Source organism: Variovorax sp. WDL1 (assembly GCF_001541225.1).
Lineage (GTDB): Bacteria > Pseudomonadota > Gammaproteobacteria > Burkholderiales > Burkholderiaceae_C > Variovorax.
Window position 1 is genome coordinate 125,041 of sequence record NZ_LMTS01000164.1, and the last position, 21,254, is coordinate 146,294.

18 protein-coding genes are annotated in these 21,254 nt (G+C 66.0%); 6 read left to right on the forward strand and 12 right to left on the reverse strand.

The genetic code is table 11. The features are described 5' to 3' along the window. Positions 1-3: 3 nt before the first annotated feature. Both APY03_RS23455 and APY03_RS23460 read right to left on the reverse strand, forming a co-directional pair. Positions 4-426 (reverse strand): hypothetical protein, encoded by a 423-nt coding sequence (locus APY03_RS23455; protein WP_068680564.1) that lies wholly within the window; start codon positions 424-426, stop codon positions 4-6. Between the two features lie 13 nt (positions 427-439). After that, positions 440-1,351: an AEC family transporter gene (locus APY03_RS23460; protein WP_068680568.1), complete on the reverse strand. Its 912-nt coding sequence runs from the start codon at positions 1,349-1,351 to the stop codon at positions 440-442. 107 nt (positions 1,352-1,458) lie between these two features. Between APY03_RS23460 and APY03_RS23465 the strand changes: the two genes are divergently transcribed. The 4 genes from APY03_RS23465 (at position 1,459) to APY03_RS23480 (ending at position 5,176) form a co-directional block, all read left to right on the forward strand. Beyond that, positions 1,459-2,436, forward strand: a complete 978-nt coding sequence (locus tag APY03_RS23465; protein ID WP_068680572.1) for a tripartite tricarboxylate transporter substrate binding protein BugE — start codon at positions 1,459-1,461, stop codon at positions 2,434-2,436. Positions 2,437-2,512: 76 nt separating this feature from the next. Beyond that, entirely contained in the window at positions 2,513-3,427 is a 915-nt protein-coding gene (xerD, locus tag APY03_RS23470; RefSeq protein ID WP_068680574.1) for a site-specific tyrosine recombinase XerD, read from the forward strand. After that, entirely contained in the window at positions 3,402-4,199 is a 798-nt protein-coding gene (locus tag APY03_RS23475) for a DUF72 domain-containing protein (protein WP_068680578.1), read from the forward strand. Before xerD ends, APY03_RS23475 begins: the two co-directional genes overlap by 26 nt. Continuing rightward, a complete protein-coding gene (locus APY03_RS23480) occupies positions 4,196-5,176 on the forward strand; it encodes a Bug family tripartite tricarboxylate transporter substrate binding protein (RefSeq protein WP_068680581.1) in 981 nt (326 codons plus the stop codon). The genes APY03_RS23475 and APY03_RS23480 overlap by 4 nt, the downstream gene beginning before the upstream one ends. A 32-nt stretch (positions 5,177-5,208) precedes the next feature. On the opposite strand, the gene APY03_RS23485 is transcribed toward APY03_RS23480, so the two are convergent. Both APY03_RS23485 and APY03_RS23490 read right to left on the reverse strand, forming a co-directional pair. Next, complete coding sequence (locus APY03_RS23485; RefSeq protein ID WP_146039355.1) at positions 5,209-11,028, reverse strand: hypothetical protein; 5,820 nt, start codon at positions 11,026-11,028, stop codon at positions 5,209-5,211. Positions 11,029-11,222: 194 nt separating this feature from the next. Next, on the reverse strand, positions 11,223-12,029 hold the full coding sequence (locus tag APY03_RS23490) for a ferritin-like domain-containing protein (protein ID WP_068680587.1): 807 nt from the start codon (positions 12,027-12,029) through the stop codon (positions 11,223-11,225). A gap of 37 nt (positions 12,030-12,066) precedes the next feature. Between APY03_RS23490 and APY03_RS23495 the strand changes: the two genes are divergently transcribed. Then, on the forward strand, positions 12,067-12,591 hold the full coding sequence (locus tag APY03_RS23495) for a gamma carbonic anhydrase family protein (protein ID WP_068680588.1): 525 nt from the start codon (positions 12,067-12,069) through the stop codon (positions 12,589-12,591). A 22-nt stretch (positions 12,592-12,613) separates the two neighbouring features. Then, the gene (gene hslO, locus APY03_RS23500; protein ID WP_068680589.1) at positions 12,614-13,609 is read left to right on the forward strand and encodes an Hsp33 family molecular chaperone HslO; all 996 of its coding nucleotides are present in this window, start codon (positions 12,614-12,616) and stop codon (positions 13,607-13,609) included. A gap of 7 nt (positions 13,610-13,616) precedes the next feature. Here hslO and APY03_RS23505 read toward each other — a convergent pair whose 3' ends face one another. From APY03_RS23505 to APY03_RS23540, 8 genes are all read right to left on the reverse strand, one after another. Continuing rightward, a complete protein-coding gene (locus APY03_RS23505; protein ID WP_068680592.1) occupies positions 13,617-14,609 on the reverse strand; it encodes a hypothetical protein in 993 nt (330 codons plus the stop codon). After that, positions 14,609-15,787: an NEL-type E3 ubiquitin ligase domain-containing protein gene (locus APY03_RS23510; RefSeq protein ID WP_068680594.1), complete on the reverse strand. Its 1,179-nt coding sequence runs from the start codon at positions 15,785-15,787 to the stop codon at positions 14,609-14,611. Before APY03_RS23510 ends, APY03_RS23505 begins: the two co-directional genes overlap by 1 nt. A 365-nt stretch (positions 15,788-16,152) precedes the next feature. Continuing rightward, positions 16,153-16,611: a hypothetical protein gene (locus APY03_RS23515; RefSeq protein ID WP_068680596.1), complete on the reverse strand. Its 459-nt coding sequence runs from the start codon at positions 16,609-16,611 to the stop codon at positions 16,153-16,155. A gap of 93 nt (positions 16,612-16,704) precedes the next feature. Further along, positions 16,705-16,980: a cell division protein FtsB gene (ftsB, locus tag APY03_RS23520; protein ID WP_068680598.1), complete on the reverse strand. Its 276-nt coding sequence runs from the start codon at positions 16,978-16,980 to the stop codon at positions 16,705-16,707. A gap of 18 nt (positions 16,981-16,998) precedes the next feature. Further along, a complete protein-coding gene (gene eno / locus APY03_RS23525) occupies positions 16,999-18,282 on the reverse strand; it encodes a phosphopyruvate hydratase (protein WP_068680600.1) in 1,284 nt (427 codons plus the stop codon). Between the two features lie 55 nt (positions 18,283-18,337). Further along, complete coding sequence (locus APY03_RS23530) at positions 18,338-18,628, reverse strand: DUF1330 domain-containing protein (protein ID WP_068680605.1); 291 nt, start codon at positions 18,626-18,628, stop codon at positions 18,338-18,340. After that, on the reverse strand, positions 18,625-19,479 hold the full coding sequence (gene kdsA, locus APY03_RS23535) for a 3-deoxy-8-phosphooctulonate synthase (protein WP_068680607.1): 855 nt from the start codon (positions 19,477-19,479) through the stop codon (positions 18,625-18,627). Before kdsA ends, APY03_RS23530 begins: the two co-directional genes overlap by 4 nt. After that, positions 19,476-21,146: a CTP synthase gene (locus tag APY03_RS23540; protein ID WP_068680609.1), complete on the reverse strand. Its 1,671-nt coding sequence runs from the start codon at positions 21,144-21,146 to the stop codon at positions 19,476-19,478. Before APY03_RS23540 ends, kdsA begins: the two co-directional genes overlap by 4 nt. Positions 21,147-21,254: the final 108 nt, after the last annotated feature.

The window sequence follows — 21,254 nt, forward strand, 5'->3', positions numbered from 1 at the left end:
GGCTCAGCGGCGCAGGATGGCCGAGACCTGGGCGGTATCGGCATCGAGCGAGCGCATCGAGCTCAGCCGCAGCGAGGCGTACTTGAGGATCGGGTTGCTGATCAGCTTGCCGGCGAAGTGGCCGTTGAAGCGCTCGTCCTTGCAGCCGCTCAGGTCGAGCTCGAGCGAGGCGTTGGCCGTCGAGACGAAGTCGGTGCTGGAGCCGCTCAGGACGCAGGCCGCGTCGGGCAACTGGCCGCGCACGCTGCCGTCCGCGGCGATGTGCAGGCTGCCGTCATGGACCGCCGGAGGGCCCTGCGCGCCGGTGTCGTGCTGCGTCACGTACAGCAGGAACGGTCCCTGCCACCCGCCGTGGTAGCGGGTGTATTCCTGCGCCTGCGCCGACGGGGCGAGCAATGCCGCGGCGAGAACCAGCAGGGTGCGCATGGCGAGATGGTAGTCATCCCTGGCGGACCAGCGAGAGCGCGAAGGGAAGACTGGCAACGCCCAGCAGGGTGGAGAGCGTCACGAGCCCGGCGACGTAGGCGCCGTTGTAGCCCATCCTTGCAGCCAGCACGTAGGCGCTGGAAGCGGTGGGCACGGCGGAGAAGATCATCAGGACGGCGGCCTGGGCTGGAGCGAGCTGCAGGGCCAGCGCCAGGCCCCAGGCGATCAGCGGCAGCACCAGATGCCGGATTGCCAGCACCGAGACGGCCAGCGCCTTGCCGCGCGCCAGGGTCGCGAACTGCATGCCCGCGCCCGCGGCCATCAGTCCCAGCGCCAGCGAAGCGGCGCCGATGCGCGTGAGCGTGGGCTCCAGCCAGGTCGGCACGCTGAACCCGAGCAGGTTGGCCACCAGCCCGCTCAGCGTCGCGATGATCAGCGGATTGCGCAGCAACTGCCGCGCGAAGCCGGTTTGCGCGTGCCGCGCCATGGGCCAGACCGCAGCGATGTTGAAGAGAGGCACGCACACGCCGATCAGCACCGCAATCATCAGCAGGCCGGCCGGTCCCGCCAGGCGATCGGCCATGGCAAGGCAGATGAAGGAATTGAAGCGGAAGGCGATCTGCGCGCTCGCGGCGTGGTCGCTGCGGTCGATGTGCGTGCGCAGCCCCGGCAGGAAGGGCAGGGCGTAGGCGAGCGCGATGCCGGAGAGGCCGACGCCGACGCCGGCGGTCAGCAGGTGCGACGTGGCGCCGAGGTCGAATGGGCTGCGCACGATCGAGTGGAACAGCAGCACCGGGAAGAGAAAATAATAGACCAGGCTCTCGACCTGGTCCCAGACGCGCCGGTCCAGCGGCGTGTAGCGGCACAACAGCCAGCCGCAGGCAATGAGGGAGAAATCGGGGAAGAGCAGCTGGGCATAGTTCACCGGCCGAGGATAAGCGGTGCCTTTCCATGGGTTATCCACCAACTGGCGGGCGGGCCAAGCCGTTAGCATCGCGGGTTTCGACTCTCAGATTTCCAGGAGCCTCCTTCATGCAACGTCGTCAATGGAACGCACTCGCCGGCGCCGCCGCGCTGGCGCTGGTCGCCGCCCCGGCCTGGGCACAGAACTATCCCAACAAGCCCATCGAACTGCAGGTGCCCTTTGCGCCCGGCGGAACCACCGACATCATCGCCCGCGTGATCTCCGAGCCTCTGGGCAAGCAACTCGGCCAGAGCGTGGTGGTGATCAACAAGGCAGGCGGCGGCGGCATCGTCGGTGCGGCCGAGACCGCGCGCGCCGCGCCGGATGGCTACAAGCTGGGCGTTGCCACCGTTTCGAGCACGGCCGCCAACCCGGCGATCAACCCGAAGGTGCCCTACGACCCCGTCAACGACTTCACGCCCATCGTCAACATCGCGGCCACGCCCAACCTGATCGCGGTGCACCCGAGCTTCCCTGCCAAGAACTACGCCGAGTTCGTGGCCGAGATCAAGAAGAACCCGGGCAAGTACTCCTACGCGTCGTCGGGGACCGGCGGCATCGGCCACCTGCTGATGGAGCTCTACAAGAGCCTGAGCAACACATTCGTGACCCACATCCCCTATCGGGGCGCCGGCCCGGCGCTCAACGATGTGGTGGGCGGCCAAGTCCCGATCATTTTCGACAACATCCCTTCGGCCCTTCCCTTCATCAAGAACAAGCAGCTGGTGCCGATCGTCGTCGCAGCGCCGCAGCGCCTGAAGGACCTGCCCAACGTGCCGACCTTCAAGGAAGTCGGCCTGGAGCCCGTCAACCGCATGGCCTACTACGGCATCCTCGGGCCCAAGGGCCTGCCGAAGGAAGTGGTCGACAAGATCAATGCGGGCGTGAAGAAGGCGGTCGAGGACCCGGCGGTGCGCAAGCGCATCGAGGACACGGGCTCGCTGATCGTCGCCAACTCGCCGGAGCAGTTCGCCGAGCAGATCAAGGCCGAGTTCGCGGTCTACAAGCAGGTGGTGGTCAAGCAGAAGCTCACGCTGGACAACTGAAGCCGGCTGGACCCCGGCGTTTCCCCAAGCCGCCCGCGACCCCGGGCGGCTTTGTTTTTTGCTATCTTGCCGTCCCATGACCGCGGCCCTCGACACGCTCACCGCCACGCCGGAGATCGACGATTTCATCGACGCGCTCTGGCTCGAGGACGGGCTGTCGAAGAACACGCTGGCAGCCTACAGGCGCGATCTCGCGCTGTTCGCGCAATGGCTCCATGCGCAGTGCGGCCGGGCCCTGGACGCCGCGCGTGAAAGCGATCTGCAGGCCTACATGGGCGCCCGGCTCACGGCCCGGGGCAAGGCGACTTCCGCCAACCGGCGGCTCACGGTGTTCAAGCGCTATTTCCGCTGGGCGGTGCGCGAGCGGCGCATCGGCGCCGATCCGAGCCTCCGGCTCGTGCCTGCCCGCCAGGCGCCGCGCGCGATCAAGACGCTGTCGGAGAAGCAGGTGGACGACCTGCTTTCCGCGCCCGAGGTCGACACGCCGCTAGGCCTGCGCGACCGTGCGATGCTCGAGTTGATGTACGCGAGCGGGCTGCGCGTGAGCGAGCTGGTGGCGCTCAGGGTCTTCGAGCTGAGCCTCAACGACGGCGTGCTGCGCGTGCTGGGCAAGGGCAGCAAGGAGCGGCTGGTCCCCTTCGGCGGCGAGGCGCGGCGCTGGATCGAACGCTACATGCGCGAGTCCCGGCCGGCCATCCTCGATGGCCAGCAGACGCCGGACCTGTTCGTCACCGCGCGCGGCGCGGGGATGACGCGCGTGATGTTCTGGATCATCGTCAAGAAGCATGCGCAGGCGGCCGGCATCGATGTGCCGCTGTCGCCCCACACGCTGCGCCACGCCTTTGCCACGCACCTGCTGAACCACGGTGCCGACCTGCGGGCGGTGCAGCTGCTGCTGGGCCATGCGGACATCTCGACCACCACCATCTACACGCATGTGGCGCGCGAGCGCCTGAAGCAGTTGCATGCGAAGCACCATCCCCGTGGCTGAAGGCCAGCCGGCCGCGTTGCATGTGGGCTGCGCCGGCTGGAGCCTGCCGCGCGCGCAGTGGCCGCATTTTCCCGGCGCGGGATCACACCTGGAGCGCTATGCGGCGCGCCTCGACATTGCCGAGATCAACACTTCCTTCTACCGGCCTCACCGGCGCGAGACCTACGCGCGCTGGGCCGCGAGCACGCCAGCCCACTTCCGCTTCGCGGTCAAGCTGCCGAAGAGCATCACGCACGAAAAGCGGCTGGTCGACGCGATGCCGGAGTTCGAGGCTTTTCGCCTGCAGGTCGGCGGCCTGGGCAACAAGCTGGGCTGCCTTGTCGTCCAGCTGCCGCCCAGCCTGACGTTCGAAGCGCCCGCGGTGTCGCGCTTTCTCGGCGCGCTGCGGCGGCGCCACCAGGGCGCGGTGGCGCTGGAGCCCCGGCACCCGAGCTGGTTCGTGCCGCAGGCCGAGCGGCTCCTGGCGCGCTTCCGGGCCGCGCGGGTGCTCGCCGATCCGGTGCTCCACGACGATGCTGCAGCGCCGGGCGGATGGCCGGGGCTGGTCTACCTGCGGCTGCACGGTTCGCCGCGGCGCTATTGGTCTTCGTACTCCGACGCCGTGCTGCAGCAGCTCGCCCAGCGCCTGGACAGGGCGCGGGAGGAGGGCGCGCAGTGCTGGTGCGTGTTCGACAACACGGCCAGTGGCGCGGCTGTCGCCAATGCCCTGACGCTCGCGGTGACGATCGATGCCGCGCCAGAATGGCAGGCTCGCAAGGAAGCACATCGATGAACTGGAAACCCTGCTTTGCTGCCCGAGCGGTGGCGCTGACCCTGGCCTGCTGCGCCTTCATTCCCGTTGCATACGCGCAGGCCGTGCCCAAGACCATCCGCCTCGTCGTGGCCTACCCGACCGGCGGCGTCAGCGACGTCGTCGCGCGCGCATTGGCGGAGAAGCTGGCCGCGCAGCTGGGCAGCACGGTGGTGGTCGAGAACAAGGCGGGCGCCAGCGGCACCATCGGCATGGACGCGGTCGCCAAGGCCGCGCCGGACGGCGCCACGCTGGGCTTCGCGGCCATCAGCCCGCTGGTGCTGAGCCCGCACCTCGCCAAGTTGCCCTTCGACCCGTTCAAGGACATCGCGCCGGTGGCGAGTGTCATGTACTCACCGGTGCTGCTGCTGGCCACGGAGGCCACGGGCACGCGCGACTTCCGCACGCTGATGGAGGATGCCCGGGCCCGGCCGGGTGCGGTGCGCTGGGCCACCTCGGGCCAGGCCTCGTTGGGTCACATCGTGCTGGAGCAACTGCGCAGTGCGGCGCGGGTGGACATCCTCCATGTGCCCTACCGGGGCGGCGCGCAGCAGATGAACGATGCGCTCGGTGCCCAGTTCGAGATCCTGTCGATCAACGCCGGGCCGGCGGTGGCGCCCCACATCCGTTCGGGCAAGCTGCGCCCGCTCGCGGTGGGCGCGCCGGACCGGCTGCAGAGCCTGCCCAAGGTGCCGACGCTGGCCGAGCTGGGCTTTCCGTCGGCCAACCTGAGCTCCCTGTTCGGCGTGTTCGCGCCCGGCAACACGCCCGCCATCCTGGTTGCCAAGTACAACGCCGAGATCAACAAGGCGCTGGAAAGTCCCGAGCTGCGTGCGCGGCTGCTGGCCACCGACAACGTGCCCACCGGCGGCGGGGCTGAGGCCTTTGCCGACGAGATCGAGGCCGAGTACGAGAGCAATGCGCGGATCGTGAGGGCGGCGGGCATCAAGTCCGATTGAGCCGCCCTCGTGGTCCTTGCGAGCCCCAGCCGTCATGAATGCCGCTCCAATTCGGAGACCAGGTTGGGATAGTAGTCCGGCGATACGGTCATCTCGCTCGCGCGCTGCGCCGCGGTCCTCGTAGCGGGAAGCAGGACCTGGCACCCGGCCGGATACTGCGTTTTCCACAGTTGACACAGGTGGATTGCGCTATTCATGCCAGGGAGAAACGCTCGGTACCCGCTATGCAGTGAAAATTGATCAAGGGTCTCGGCGAGGTATTTGATCACCTGAAGCGATGGGTACTGCGAGTGTGACGGCAAAGTCGCGAGTGCTGCCAGGGTGCTTGCCATCCACCACTCATTTTCCCAGTCATTGGACGAGACCAATGGCAGCCGCCCCTGTGCAAACTTGACGAGGAATGCCCGGGCAATACCGGCACAGGTTCCGCGAGGCAAACCGTGCGAATTCAGCCATTCTCGCGCGAGTCGCCGCGAATCAGGATTCTCGCCCGGCAAAGCCAAGCCAAGCCTCGCGAACATCGTCATTTCGGCGATGCCTCGTTTGCCTCTGCCCGAGCGAAGCAAGGCCGTGCTTCCATCCTCGGGATTGCTCGCGCACCATGCCCACAAATTCACCAGACGGCTCGTCTTTTTGTGTTTCGACTTGTCCAGCTCGTCTTTCACCGGATCGTCGATCCCGAGCGCGCGAAGCTGCTCTTCGACGATCGACTTCGTGTCGTCAAGGAGTGGCAATGCCCCCATTCTTCGAAGCCTGCTTTCAATATCTCGAACTTCCTTGCCATCCAGGTAGTGCAGCCTTCTCATGATCCACATCGCGATGCGATCCGCGTCCGGCTCGCCGCGGGATCTGTTGAACAAGACTTCGAGGGTCGGCAAGGTCTCCGGGTGCGGGTAAAAGGTATTGTCATGCGGCTTGATCACCGCCATGGCGGCGAGAAGCGGCATGTCGCTGCGGGCGCGCCACCTCTGCATCAGTGTCGTGCGCATTCCCTTTGCGCGCTGGCTCGTCCCGTCGCCGATGAGGCCGCGGTGTTCAAGTACGAGCAGCATTCCCGCCCAGGCGCCATCGGTGCGGTTTGGCGCAGCATTGTTTGCGTCCCAAAGCTTGAACATTCCGTCGATGATCCTGCTGCACTGGGGCCCGTCGAGGCTTTCCTGACACACCAGCACCTGGAACAGTGACATGCCCGCAGGTTCGAAGGATCGAACCAGGCTCGTGACGAACGCATTGACGCAGTCCGCTTCGTACTGGTTCAGATCGAGAGGCAACTGCCAGCGCGCCCGGACCCCGCCAAAGTCCGGGGCATCGCGGGGATTCACCCGACAGCCTATGCGCCCGCTGCCGATCAGTTGCAGGATGGCCGCTCCCTTCGATCGCACGATGCCGCGGATGAGGCTCAAGGGATCTCGGCACTGCACTTGCTGAAGCAGGCCGACAGCCGTCTCCAGGTCTCGCAGACATTTCCGGGCGAGGGTGGCCGGTTCGCCGTCGGTCGAAGCAGTGCCGAATGGCTTGGGCGGTTGAATCTGCTCGACGTACTCCCGCAGCAGATTGCCGTACTCAACGGGCGACGGTGTGCCGTCATCGGTCAGCGTGAGCTCGCCCAGCGAATCGACGGCCAGACCGACGGATACCCGCGGAATCTGGAACGAATCCGCGGGCGTCAGCACGTCCTTCACCGGGGGCACGAGCCGGACAGTGGCTGGGGACGCCTTCGACGCAAGACTCTGAACGCGCATGGTGAGGGCCTGCCATTCAGGTTGCATCTCGCGCGCATCGAAGGGAACCTGGTCCAGCAGCTTCGCGGCCACGTCGGGATACCCGTCGGCCAGCAACCGCGCCATGGCAAGCGTCCATTCGAGGGCTTCTCGCGCGTTTGCCTGGAAGAACGGCGCAACGAGGTATGGCAATCCCCGAAGAAGGTCTTCATGGGGTGACCCGGTCAGGTCTTGGAGCTCGGCGAGCATTCGCTCGAGCTTCTCTCGTGCGTCTGCCGGAACGGATGGCTCGTTCAGGAGGCCTCGAAGAATGTCTTCAGAGAGCAAGTCGCTCGGACTTTGCAGTTCCGCCCCGGAACGACGCATTGAAAGCAGCTTTTCGAACAAGGTCCGCACAGCCGCACCCACGCGAGGAACTTCCGCAGGCTCGAGGTGGCGCGAGTTCACGATGCACACGTAGATCACTTCCGCTTCGTTGAGGCGATTGCCGACTTTTGCCGCGAGTGCCGAATGGAACGGCATGCGAAACCGCACGCGCTTGCCGTTCAGGGGGGGAGACTCTTGCTCGACATGCCAGCCGACAGGCGCCGGCGACCACGTCACGAAGCGCCAGGAAAGCTCATCGATATGTCTCCACTGCATCTCGCGTCGTCGCAAGATGTCATGCCACGTCCGCGGCGCCGGCAGGCCGTCCAGGAGCGAGCCCATCGTTGCGGGTTCCGCGAGGGTGATGGATTGGGCCCAGTCGAGGTAGTCGTGCACGGACTCGTCTGTCGCCGCCGAGAGGGCGATGGCTCGGAGCGTCATCCCGAACGATTCCATATGCAAGTCTTTCCGATCGAGCCGATCCCACGCCGTGCACAGCAACAGCGATCTTGCGCGCAGTTGCCAAGGCGGCAACCCGGCGGTCGACTGCTGCGAGGGCGCGGTCAAATCGCCCTCCGAGCACACTGCGAGAAGGCTCTTGGCCGCGTCCCGCGCTCGCTCCGGCAACCCGGCCGCCATCAGCGCTGCGATGATGCGCTCGCCCAACTGCAGGCGTTGAGGCGCAGTCGTCGAAGTCCTGGTGTTGGTCGCCAGCTTGAGGACGCGATCGGCCCGGTCACAGGGGAGCCACTCGAAGTTCTTCAGGAAGAAGTCGTCCAGGGTTGAAGACGGTGTCTTTGAATCGCCCTCCATGTCCAGCAGCAGGCGCACGACTCCTTGTGGATTCAGGCTGGCCGTTGCGTTGGCCAATGAAGGCAGGAATCGGTGGAGGAAGCCCGCTTGCCCCAAGAGCAGGTCGGGCTCTCCCCCCATCTCATGAAGTACCTGCAGAACGCCGAGCAGGAGGTTGATGCATTGCCCCACCTCGAACGCGTTGACCTTCATGGCGTCGACTTCGAGGACATTGCCTTGCAGCCGCATCGCAGAGCCGACATCGAGCTGGAAGTGGCGTGCCAGGAACTCCGCAAGATGCTTCAGGGCCTTCTCGTCGGGCGTGATGCCGGGCGTGCTGCCGGCCAAGCAACAGATCGTCAGCCGGCTGCCGTATTGCACCGAAATGGAAAGCCCGCCGGCGCGCGCGCTGAAGTTGCCGATCCTGAAGTCGTGGGAGGCAAGAAATGCCAGAAGGCGCCAGCACTCTTCCGGATGTGGCGTCACCTTGACGATCTCTTGCAGGTACTGGCGATGATGCTGTTCCACGTACGACCTCGGCCCTGACTTCAAGAGGAGGTTGAACGTGGAGGCATCGGCAGATCCACCCGACATATCGCGCCAGTCGTAGTCGAAACCGAGCTCGCACAGAGTCTCCTTCAGCGCTTGCGCCTGCCGATCGCGCTGACTGTCCTGGTGGGCTTCACGGCATTCCCTCAGCAGCGCCTTGGACCGTTCGGGCTCCCGGTCTGCGTGGATCTCCAGGACCTTCACAATGGTTCGGCGGCATTCGGGTTGCTGGAGGTAGAGCTGGATGAGGGCGTCGCCGGTCCGCTGACCAAGGCGTGCGGCGCCAGAGTGCGCTTCGATCAGCTGAAGCAGTATGTCGCTCGCAACGCTGTAGGCCCGCTCCTCGACGCCTTGCAGCAAGCGGTCGCCGACGCCTTCCCACTGCTGGCGCGCAAGCCCGGCCCCAAGGAGCGGATTACCCAGGACCAGCGCCACGCCGCCGAACAGGTCGTCGGCGTGGCGCTCGGGTGGCCCAACGCGCAACAGCAGGCCGGCGCAAGCCCTGGCCAGTTCGAGCGCCCTGTCCAGTGCCGGCGCCGGCGCAGATCCGGTCGACTCCAGCGTGTCGGGGCTTCGCGCCGTGTAATGGCACAGAAGCGCGGCTGCTTGCAGGCAAGCCTCGGGTTCAAGGGATGAAGGCTGTTGTGCGTAGTGCAACAGATGGTCGATGACTCGGCTCTGCTCCTCTGGAGTGGCAATGAGATCGGTCAACAAGCCTGGATCGTCGAACGATAGCGGCTCCCAGTTCCTTGCCTCGAGCTGCTTGCGCGCCCAGCCGGACATGATTCGCTCCCGGTCGAAGCTGTCCGGCCCGAATCGTTCCTCGTGCAATCGCGCGACCTTCTCAAGCATCTCCAGCAAGTCCGGTCGAGTCCCAGAGCGCGCTGCGACCGTGTCATAAAGGCGGTGCAGCGCCGTCCTTAACTGCGTCCGCACGACGAAGGTGGGCACGCCCGCCGTTTCCGACACATCCAGCGATCGCAGGATGCGCAGGACCTGGTCGGGCTCCAGACGCAGCACATCTGCCTGCCAACGGCCGAGCACCTTCAGACACATCAGCTGGAAATCGATCGCGGCGGTTGCGGTGGCGGGCAATCGTTCCAGAAGCCCCACCAGCAGCGGCATCAAGTCTTTCAGGTACTTCGATCCCTTGGGATTCATGGGCGATAGCTCATCGCTGCGAAGCAGATGCGCCAGGCCCGCGTGCACCAGCGCGCTCACATCGTCCAGCGGCGGCAAAGGAGCGCGCAACAGCTCGACCGCTTCGCGCAGCAGCAGCAGCGCCATTTCATGACAGAAGCGGGGTGGCACGACGCCCGCACGGCTCTCGCCCTGTCGTGGGCGAACAGGAGGGCCTTCTTGCCCCTGCTGCCGGGCCACTCGAAGCAGGGCACGCGTGCGCAGCCGAAAGTTGGCCAAGTGCAGCAACTTCAAGAGGAACTCGGGAGAGTTCACACCGAACGCGAGCGAAGCCTTGAGATCTCCTCCCTTGAAGCGGCACTGCCCATCCAGAATCTCGACGTTCCTGAGTTCCTCGGAGATCGGCATTTGAGGGACGCAACGCGCGAATGCCAGGCGGGCGGCGTCCCCGGTCCACTGCTGCAAGGCACGCAATGCCCATTCCGCCTCGGCGCTTGCCTCGCGCTTGAGGGCGCCCTTGAACAGCTCTTCCACAAGGAACACGAGCGTCGCGTCGTCCTGCTCGCTCCGCTGCACGTCTGTCTGCGCCACGAGCACTTGGCGCAGTTGCTCTACCACCAGGCGGGGCTCGATGCACGTTTCCTCGTCATTGCGCCAAGCCTGTATCCAGTGCCTCAGCATGGTTTGGCAAGCGAGTCGATCGACGGGCTGCGGGATTGGCTGCGACACGGCCTCGCAAAGCACCGGCAGCCACAGCGGGGAACTCAGCAGCCCGGTTGCGGAGGGCAGGCGGCCCAGCGTCACCTCGACGAGGCACCGGCGCACCATGACCCTGTCCGCCTCGGCGAGCCCGGCGTGCATCAGGTTCATCAACAGAGCAACGCCATACCTGGCAGCGGCGGTAGGCGCATCGACACTGATCAGCAATGTGCCGAGGCGCACCAGCGCTGCCAGTCCTTCGGGGCGGATGGGGGTGATCACGGACCACCGGGGATCCGCCCCGATCGAATGGTTCTTGGGCATGGCCAGACTGACGCGGCCGTCTGCCACCAACTGAATGATCTGGTGCCGGAACGGGTCTCCCAGCAGTGCGAACAACTCGGGATGCTCGATCGCCCGCGCCAGTTCCGAACAGACGCTCTCCAAGGACTGCCGCATCGCATTCCCCGGCATCACCAGCGAGATGGGAGGGTGTCGAGTTGTTTGAAGTTGAGTGGTGCTCGGGCGCTTCAATCCCCGGTTGCCGGTCGCGGAACTGGAATAAGAGATGTGCGGTGGTCGCATGAATGACATCCGGGCTGGTCGAAGATCGTGGTCGCAACGGCCCGATCGGCGCCACGCGCAGGCTCACCAGATGCGTGTCTCGGCGCACATGCCGCGACAGCCTGTGGCCGCTACGCACGACAACCCTTTCGTAACCGACAGGGCCTCACGGTTCCACGCGCCCGGCCGGAGCTTTGGGGGCGGCCGGAATGAAGCTACTCTTTCCGCAGCTCTTCGAGTTCTTCGTTCGTGAAACCGGCGCCCGCCCGCGCCTGCAGGTTGAAGGGCGGGCGCAGGCGAGGCGCATCGTGGCGGCGGTAGAGCACGCGGTAGTGCGCGATCGGGTCCAGCCCCTCGCGTTCGCACAGCCAGCGATACCAGCGGTTGCCGATGGCGACGTGGCCGATCTCGTCGCGCAGGATGATGTCCAGGATCTCGCAGGCCTCGATCGCGTCCGGCGTGTTCACGCGCCGCAGCTTGGCCTGGATCAGCGGGGTGGCATCGAGCCCGCGCGCCTCGAGCGTGCGCGGCACCAGTGCCATACGGGCGAGCACGTCGTGCCGGGTCTTCTCGCACATGGCCCACAGGCCGTCGTGGCCGGTGAAGTCGCCGTAGCGCCAGCCCATGCCGCGCAGGTGCTCGTGCAGCAGGGTGAAGTGCAGGGCCTCCTCGTCGGCCACGCGCATCCAGTCGCGGTAGTAGGCCTCGGGCATGCCGTCGAAGCGCCAGGCGGCGTCGAGGGCGAGGTTGATGGCGTTGAACTCGATGTGACAGATGGAGTGGATCAGCGCTGCCCGGCCCTCCGGCGTGAAGGGCGATCGCTTCTCCACCGCGGTAGCGGCCACGCGCAACGGCCGTTCCGGGCGGCCGGGCACCCCGGCTTCATCGCCTTCGGTGCGCACCGGGACGGCGGGCGCCGGGTGTGCCCGCATGCGCGCCGCGGCGGCATGGGCCGCGGCCACCTTCTGCCCGGGGGCGGTGAGGCGCAGCGCGGCCAGGGCGTCGAGGCGGGGGTGCTGCATCCCTACAATTCTAGTTTTGCACTCTGGAGACTCCGCGATGGCCCTCTACGAACTCGATGGCGTGGCGCCGCAACTGGGGCAGGGCGCCTATGTGGCAGACAGCGCGCAGGCCATCGGCCGCGTCGTCATGGGCGACAACGCCAGCCTCTGGTTCGGCGTGGTGGCGCGCGGCGACAGCGACACGCTGACCATCGGCCGCAACAGCAACATCCAGGACCTCTCGATGCTGCACGCAGATGCCGGCGTGCCGCTGACCATCGGCGAGAACGTCACGGTGGGCCACCACGTCGTGCTGCACGGCTGCACGGTGGGCGACAACTCGCTGATCGGCATCGGCGCGGTGGTCTTGAATAACGCGAGGATCGGCCGCAATTGCATCGTCGGCGCCGGCAGCGTCGTCACCGAGGGCAAGGAGTTTCCGGACAACTCGCTGATCATCGGCGCGCCGGCCAAGGTGGTGCGCACGCTCGACGAGGCCGCCGCCGAGCGGCTTCGGAAGAATGCCGATCACTATGTGGAAAACGCCCGCCGCTTCGCGAAGGGCCTGAAGAAGATCGGCTGAACGCCGTTCCGGAGAAACTGCCTTGAGCGAGTTGCACAAGTTCCTGTTCGATGGCCTGCCCGTGCGCGGCATGATCGTGCGCCTGACCGACGCCTGGCGGGAGATCCTGTCGCGGCGCGCCTCCAACACCGCCACGGGTGCCTACCCCGTGCCCGTGACCGAGCTGCTCGGCGAGATGACCGCGGCGGCCACGTTGATGCAGGCCAACATCAAGTTCAACGGCGCGCTGATCCTGCAGATCTTCGGCGACGGGCCCCTCAAGGTGGTGGTGGCGGAGGTCAAGCCCGACCTCAGCCTGCGCGCCACCGCCAAGGTGCTGGGCGAGCTCGATGCCGATGCGCATCTTTCCGACATGGTGAATGCGAACGGCAAGGGCCGTTGCGCGATCACGCTCGATCCCAAGGACAAGCTCCCGGGCCAGCAGCCCTACCAGGGCGTGGTGCCGCTGGTCGACGCGGACGGCCGCAAGCTCGAGCGCCTCAGCGATGTGCTGCAGCACTACATGCTGCAGAGCGAGCAGCTCGACACCACGCTCGTGCTCGCCGCCGACGACCAGGTGGCGGCGGGGCTGCTGATCCAGCGCCTGCCCGTCAAGGGCGAGGCCAACCTAGAAGGCACCGGCGCCTCGCGCGATCCGATCAGCGTGGACCAGATCGGCCACAACGAGGACTACAACCGCATCGCCATCCTCGCCGCGAGCTTGACGCGCGAGGAACTGCTCACGCTCGATGTCGAGACCATCCTGCGCCGCCTGTTCTGGGAAGAGAAGCTGCTGCGCTTCGAGCCCCAGACCGGCATGCTGGGCCCGCACTTCGCCTGCACCTGCGGGCGGGACCGCGTGGCGCAGATGATCCGCGGGCTCGGCCAGGAGGAGGCCGAGTCGATCCTCGTGGAGCGCGGCGACATCGAGGTCGGATGCGATTTCTGCGGCAAGCAGTACCGTTTCGACGCGGTCGATACGGCCCAGATCTTCACCGCGCCGGGCGACCAGTTGCCGGCGAGTCCGGTGATGCAGTAACGCGGCTTCAGCGCACGCCGGTCTCGAAGCCGCCGAAGCGGATGTCCGGGGCGCTGGTGTTGTGACGCGAAGGGACGCTGCGGCCGAAGCGTACGTCGGCCGCTTCCAGCGTCCTGACCTCGGGCAGCGGCTTGCGCTGCTCGGCGCTGTCCGGCCTGGCTCGCCAGGCCACTTCGCTCATGTCTGCGTTGTCCGGCGCCACGTACATCGAGCGCAGCACCGCAAAGCGCGGCCCCTGCCTGCGGCCCGGCTTCATGGTCACATCGAGCGTGGTGCGCGCCTCGCTGATCTCGCGTACGTCGACCTTCGCCTCGCCGCCGTTGGAGAACCGGAGCTTGAAGGCGAGGGGCCGGGTCTCGATCGCGATCGATGCGATGCGCGCCACCGGTCGGCCTGCCTGCTCGACCGGGCCCATCACGAAAGAGGAGCCGTACACGCCATCGCCGAATCGTGCCGGGGGCAGCGGCTTGATGCGCCAGTAGCCGTCGGATGGGTACATGACCAGCGCCTCCAGCGGCTTGGCGCCGGTCTTGGCGAAGACCTGGATCATGTGGAAGCCGCGATCGGGCCGGCCGTCCACGCGCACCGGCACGCGCTCGGGCCGCCAGAAGGAGGGGAGGGTGATGCCCACGATCTGCCATTTCGGACCGTCGTGCAGCACCGCGCGACGTTCCTTGAAGGTGTAGCGCGGATCGGTCGGGTGCGTGCTGCCGTCGAAGTTGCAGCCGGAGAAGTCCGGCGCCGTGCGGTCCTGCTCGATGGTGGCCAGGTAGACGGGCGGCAGCGCCTCCACGCGGAAGCGGCGGATGCCGGCGCCGTCGAGGTTGAGGGACACGTTGTCCTCCTCGGCGCAGGCAGTCGCATGGGTGTCGTTGCTCACGGTGACTTGCACCGGCGCGGCCGTCGCCGTGGCAGAGGCGAGAAAGCCTGCGAGTGACAGAAGTGCGGCGTGGCGCCGCGCGCCGTTGCCGGCATTGCGGAATAGGTTGCTGCGGTCCATCAGTTCATTATTGGCTCGAACATGCGCTTGGACGACGGTGGTCTTGAACGGCGGCGCATGAGTGCCTGCCAAGGCGCCCATTCGGCGAGGAAATCCCTGAAACCCTCGCTACCGCGTTGAATCATCTCGTACCAGGCAGTCCGCAAGTCATCGGCGGCTGGATTGGAATCTTGCTCAAACGATGGCGCTTGTTTACCACCATCCAGCAACACGTCGATCATGGCATTGTCGAAGAGTGTGCAAAGCTCGAACTTGTGGAGCGCGCTGTACCCCGCTGCAACGCGTACCGAAGCGAGCAGTTCCTGGCAAATTGCTTTCAGCAATGTGTACCGCTGCACGCCGCGGGCATATTGAAGCGCCACCAGCGGCTTGGCGTCCAGTTCCCCGACGGCCACGCTGTGTTCCATGTAGGCAACGTACATCTTCGATACCGCGATCTTGCTGTCAACGCCGGCCGGCAACCGGGATGCCGCATTCAGCACCGATTGGAGCATTGCGGCGTCGCCACGCATTGCGAAAAGAAGAATCTGCAGAAGAAGCTCGACCTTTTCCTGGACCTGTTCGTCCACGCCTTCTTCGTTCGTGCGGATGCGGTCCAGCACTTCACACAAGCGCTTTGCGCCTTGTGTGCCTGCTACCTTCTGCCAATGCGGCTCGACCTGGAGTTCGTTGAATGCATGGCGAATGGCCGCGCGGATTTGGGGTTCGACTCTACGGGGCGCGGGTCTCATGCCCTCCAGCCTGGCCAGGAGTGCGTGCAACGTTTGCTGTTCCTGGTGCAGCTTGAACGTCTTGCCGCCAATTTCCTTCATACGCCTCAACGTGGCCTCGATCGCTCCGGAGTTGTCGACACGCCGGGGCGCATCGGCCAGGGGATTGTTGTCGATCGCACCGCCGGGTGACCCGCCAGCGCTCACAGGAGCCAGGGGCACGAGAGAAAGGAATTCCCACGCCCTCTGGTCATTTGCAATCAAGGGCTCACTCGATGCGGGCTCGATCTCCAGCTTTGCCAGGAGGCTCCGGACCTGGTCGATCGTCTCTCTGGAAACGCTCGCATCGGACTGAAGAATATGCGGGCGGGCGCCTCTCGGGACGTGGATACACAGTAACTCGGCCAAGCCATCGTCGGACCCTGCCGCGTCGCCAACCTGGATTGCGCAGAAGTTGTACTGCGCCATGTCGGCGTGCGTCTCCCATTCGTGGAGGAGTGCGTGAGATATGTAATTGGTTCCTCCAACCATGAGCACGATTTGTGCAGGCCTGTCCGAGCGATTCGGGGATAGTTTCAGCAGTTTCGAGATGCGAGGTGGGCGTGTGTCGGCTGCTCTGGACGTGGTCCGGCCGGATGGCGGCGGCAAGTTTGTTCTGGGGGTGGTCATGGGTCGGCTCTCCCTCGACGGTGCATGGATGAGTTGTTGTGTACGCGCCGTCCAAGGCTGTGCGCAAGGACGTTTTCAACGCGCAGGGTGTGTGACAGCTAGAGACTATTGGTTCCGCAGCGTGGCCGCGGTCCCGTCAAGCGGGCCCCGGCTTGCCTGCGCATCTAGCGCCCAGCCACGAGATCACTGAAGAGGCGATGCTCGCAAACCGGATCGGAGCACTTCTCGCACGCCCAGGACCACGCGGCGGTGCCTTCCGGTGCAGCGGGGCGGCAGGCGTCGGGATCGGCTGCGGCGTTGATCGCGTTCCACGCGTTGGCCAGTTGCTCCTCGCCGTCGCCGTGCACCACCGCAAAGCTCAGCTTCGCGTCCATCAGCGCCTCGCGCAGCATGTCGTCGATCGGTGTCGGCGAGGCAGCTGCGATGAACAGGATGAGGGCACCGCGGTGCGCCTCGAGTGCGCCGGGAACGATCGAGTGCCCGGGCAGCGGCACGACCACGATGGAGGCCGCGATGCCGCGCTGCGCAAGCCGTTGCGCGAGCGCCTCGGCGAGCCTGGTCTTGCGGCTGTCATCTGCGCCGATCAGCGCAATCGCGCAACCGGCCGGGAGGACAGGCGTCATGAAAAAAGGCCCCCGCGCTCCTTCACTTCGTGTGGTCGCTGCCCTCCCGAGGGGGCGCCTTTCATCTTGGGGTGCCCGGTGATGAAAGAATCATCAGCGCGTAATCTGTACGAACACTTCGTTGGGCTTGACCATGCCGAGCTCCTGGCGCGCCCGCTCCTCGACCATCTCCAGCCCTTCCTTCAGGTCGTTGACCTCGGAGTTGAGCCGCTCGTTGGCGAGCGAGGCCTTCGCGTTGTGCTCCTTCTGCTCGGCCAGCTTGTCCTTGAGCTGCGCCACGTCGCGCACGCTGCCGCGCCCGGTCCAGAGCTGCCATTGGAGCACCAGCAGCAGAAGGACCAGGATGACCGGAACGATGCGCGAACGCATGGTGCCCCGTCCCGCGGGTCAGCGCAGGTTGTAGAAAGCCGCGCGCCCGGGATAGCTGGCGACGTCGCCGAGGTCTTCCTCGATGCGCAGCAGCTGGTTGTACTTGGCGATGCGGTCCGAGCGCGACAGCGAGCCGGTCTTGATCTGGCCGGCGTTGGTGCCCACCGCGATGTCGGCGATGGTGGAGTCCTCGGTCTCGCCCGAGCGGTGGCTGATCACGGCGGTGTAGCCCGCGCGCTTGGCCATCTCGATCGCGGCGAAGGTCTCGGTCAGCGTGCCGATCTGGTTGATCTTGATCAGGATCGAGTTGGCGATGCCTTTCTCGATGCCTTCCTGCAGGATCTTCGTGTTGGTGACGAACAGGTCGTCGCCCACCAGCTGCACGCGCTTGCCGAGGCGTTCGGTCAGCAGTTTCCAGCCGTCCCAGTCGCCTTCGTGCATGCCGTCCTCGATGCTGATGATCGGGTACTTGTCGACCCAGGTCGCCAGCATGTCGACCCAGCTGCCGGCCGACAGCGTGAGGTTCTCGCCGGCCAGCACGTACTGGCCGTCCTTGTAGAACTCGCTGGCGGCGCAGTCCAGGCCCAGCGCGATCTGGGTGCCGGCGGCATAGCCGGCCTTGTCGATGGCTTCGAGGATCAGCTGGATCGCGGCCTCGTGGTTGTCGACGCTGGGAGCGAAGCCGCCCTCGTCGCCCACGGCCGTGCTGATGCCGCGGTCGTTCAGGATCTTCTTGAGTGCGTGGAAGACCTCGGCGCCGTAGCGCACCGCCTCGCGCAGGCTGGTTGCGCCCACGGGAATGATCATGAACTCCTGCAGGTCCAGGCTGTTGTTGGCGTGCGCGCCGCCGTTGATGACGTTCATCATCGGCACCGGCAGCTGCATGCCGCCCATGCCGCCGAAGTAGCGGTACAGGGGCAGGCCCGACTCCTCGGCCGCGGCGCGGGCCACGGCCATGGAGACGGCGAGGGTCGCGTTGGCGCCCAGGCGGCCCTTGTTCTCGGTGCCGTCGAGGTCGTTGAGCGTGCGGTCCAGGAAGGCCTGCTCGCTGGCGTCCAGGCCCAGCACGGCCTCCGAGATCTCGGTGTTGATGTTCTCGACCGCCTTCAGTACGCCCTTGCCCAGGTAGCGGCCCTTGTCGCCGTCACGCAGCTCGATCGCCTCGCGCGAACCGGTGGAAGCGCCCGACGGGACCGCGGCGCGGCCCATGGTGCCCGATTCGAGCAGCACGTCGCACTCGACGGTGGGGTTGCCGCGGCTGTCGAGGATCTCTCGCCCGACGATGTCAACGATTGCACTCATTCAATTTCCTTCTGCAGTATCTGGATCTTTGGGGTCGTGCCGACTGCGCGTACGGTCAGGCCGCACCTTCGACGACGACCATTCGCATGATGGCAGCTCCGGCACGCGTTTCGCGCGCCTTGCCGTATTCCGGCGAGGCATAGAACTTATTCGCGGCTTCGACGCTCGGGAACTTGAGCAGCACCAGGCGCTGCGGATTCCAGTCGCCCTCCAGCACCTCGACCTTGCCCCCGCGCACGCAGACTTCGGCGCCGTGCGCCTTCATGGCCTCGGAGGACCACTTCTTGTAGTCCTCGTACTGTGCGGGATTGGTGACTTCGACGTTCGCGATGATGTATGCGCTCATTGAAACGAGTTCTCCAGGAACGGGTTCCTCTTGGTCACGCCGTCGAGCGCCAGCAGCGTCTCGAGCAAAGCTTTCATGTGCTTGAGCGGCACCGCGTTCGGGCCGTCGCTCAGGGCCTTGGCCGGGTCGGGGTGCGTCTCCATGAACAGGCCCGCGACGCCCACTGCCACCGCGGCGCGCGACAGCACCGGCACCATCTCGCGCTGGCCCCCGGAGCTGGTGCCCTGGCCTCCGGGCAACTGCACCGAGTGCGTGGCGTCGAACACCACCGGCGCGCCGGTCTCACGCATGATGGCAAGCGAGCGCATGTCGGACACGAGGTTGTTATAGCCGAAGCTCGCGCCGCGCTCGCAGGCCATGAAGCTGTCCTCGGGCAGGCCTTTTTCCCTGGCTGCCGCGCGCGCCTTGTCGATCACGTTCTTCATGTCGTGCGGCGCGAGGAACTGGCCCTTCTTGATGTTCACAGGCTTGCCCGACTGTGCCGCGGCGCGGATGAAGTCAGTCTGGCGGCACAGGAAGGCCGGGGTCTGCAGCACGTCGACCACCAGGGCGGCGGCGGTGATGTCCTCTTCCGTGTGCACGTCGGTCAGCACCGGCAGGCCCAGTTCGCGCTTGACCTTGGCCAGGATCTCCAGGCCCTTGTCGCGGCCAGGGCCGCGGAAGCTGGTGCCCGAGGAGCGGTTGGCCTTGTCGAAGCTGCTCTTGAAGATGAAGGGGATGCCGAGCGAGCCGGTGATTTCCTTCAGCGTGCCGGCGGTGTCCATCTGCAGCTGCTCGGATTCGACCACGCAGGGTCCCGCGATCAGGAAGAAGGGCTTGTCGAGCCCGATGTCGAACCCGCAAAGCTTCATGCGACCACCTTCAGGGCCTGCTTGTCCACGCCTTGATGTTCCAGCGCTGCCTTGATGAAGGCGTTGAACAGGGGATGGCCGCTCCATGGCGTGGACTTGAACTCGGGGTGGAACTGCACACCCATGTACCAGGGGTGCACATCCCTCGGCAGCTCGACGATCTCGGTCAGGTGCTCGCGCTGTGTCAGTGCCGAGATCACCAGGCCGGCGCGGCGCAGTTCGTCGAGGTAATTGACGTTGGCCTCGTAGCGGTGGCGATGGCGCTCGGTCACCACGTCGCCGTAGATGCTGTGGGCCAGCGTGCCGGGCGCCACGTCGGAACTCTGCGCGCCCAGGCGCATGGTGCCGCCGAGGTCGGACTTCTCGTCGCGCAGCTTGATCGTGCCGTCGCGGTCCTTCCACTCGGTGATCAATGCGATCACGGGGCAGCTGGTGTCCGGATCGAACTCGGTGCTGTTGGCGTTCTTCAGGCCCGCCACGTTGCGCGCGTACTCGATGGTCGCGACCTGCATGCCCAGGCAGATGCCGAGGTAGGGGATCTTGGTCTCGCGGGCGAAGCGGGCCGCGGCGATCTTGCCCTCGACGCCGCGCTGGCCGAAGCCGCCGGGCACCAGGATGGCGTCGTACTTGCCGAGCCGTGCCACGTCCTGCGGCGAGATGGTCTCGGAATCGACGTAGTCGATCTTCACCCGCGCATGGTTCTTCATGCCGGCGTGGCGCAGCGCCTCGTTGAGCGACTTATAGCTGTCGGACAGGTCGACGTACTTGCCGACCATCGCGATGCTCACTTCCTTCTGCGGATGCTCGACCTCGTAGACCAGGTCGTCCCAGCGCTTGAGCTTGGCCGGCGGGGTGTTGATGCGCAGCTTGTCGCAGATCAGGCCGTCGAGGCCTTGCTCGTGCAGCATGCGCGGGACCTTGTAGATGGTGTCCACGTCCCACATGGAGATCACGCCCCACTCGGGCACGTTGGAGAAGAGCGAGATCTTCGCGCGCTCGTCGTCGGGGATGGGCCGGTCTGCGCGGCACAGCAGGGCATCGGCCTGGATGCCGATCTCGCGCAGCTTCTGCGCCGTGTGCTGGGTGGGTTTGGTCTTGAGCTCGCCGGCCGCCGCGATCCACGGCACATAGCTCAGGTGCACGAAGGCCGAGTTGTTGGGGCCCATGCGCAGGCTCATCTGGCGCACCGCTTCGAGGAAGGGGAGGGACTCGATGTCGCCCACGGTGCCGCCGATCTCGACGATCGCCACGTCGACCTCGTGCGGCGTTCCGATGCCGGCACCGCGCTTGACGTATTCCTGGATCTCGTTGGTGATGTGCGGGATCACCTGCACCGTCTTGCCGAGATAGTCGCCGCGGCGCTCCTTCTCGAGAACGGACTTGTAGATCTGGCCGGTGGTGAAGTTGTTGGCCTTGCGCATGCGCGTCGTGATGAAGCGCTCGTAGTGGCCGAGGTCGAGGTCGGTTTCGGCGCCGTCGTCGGTGACGAAGACCTCGCCGTGCTGGAAGGGCGACATCGTGCCGGGGTCGACGTTGATGTAGGGGTCCAGCTTGATGAGGGTGACTTTGAGGCCGCGGGACTCGAGGAGTGCGGCCAGCGAGGCGGAGGCGATTCCCTTGCCCAGGGAGGACACCACACCACCGGTGACGAAGACGAATTTGGTCATGCCAGTTCCGAACGTGCAGGTCCGGGCAGTGGGAAATGCAGATTATAGGTGCCGCCTCATGGCCTCGAAGACACGGGGACACATGGCGAACACACGCGTAGCCGGGCT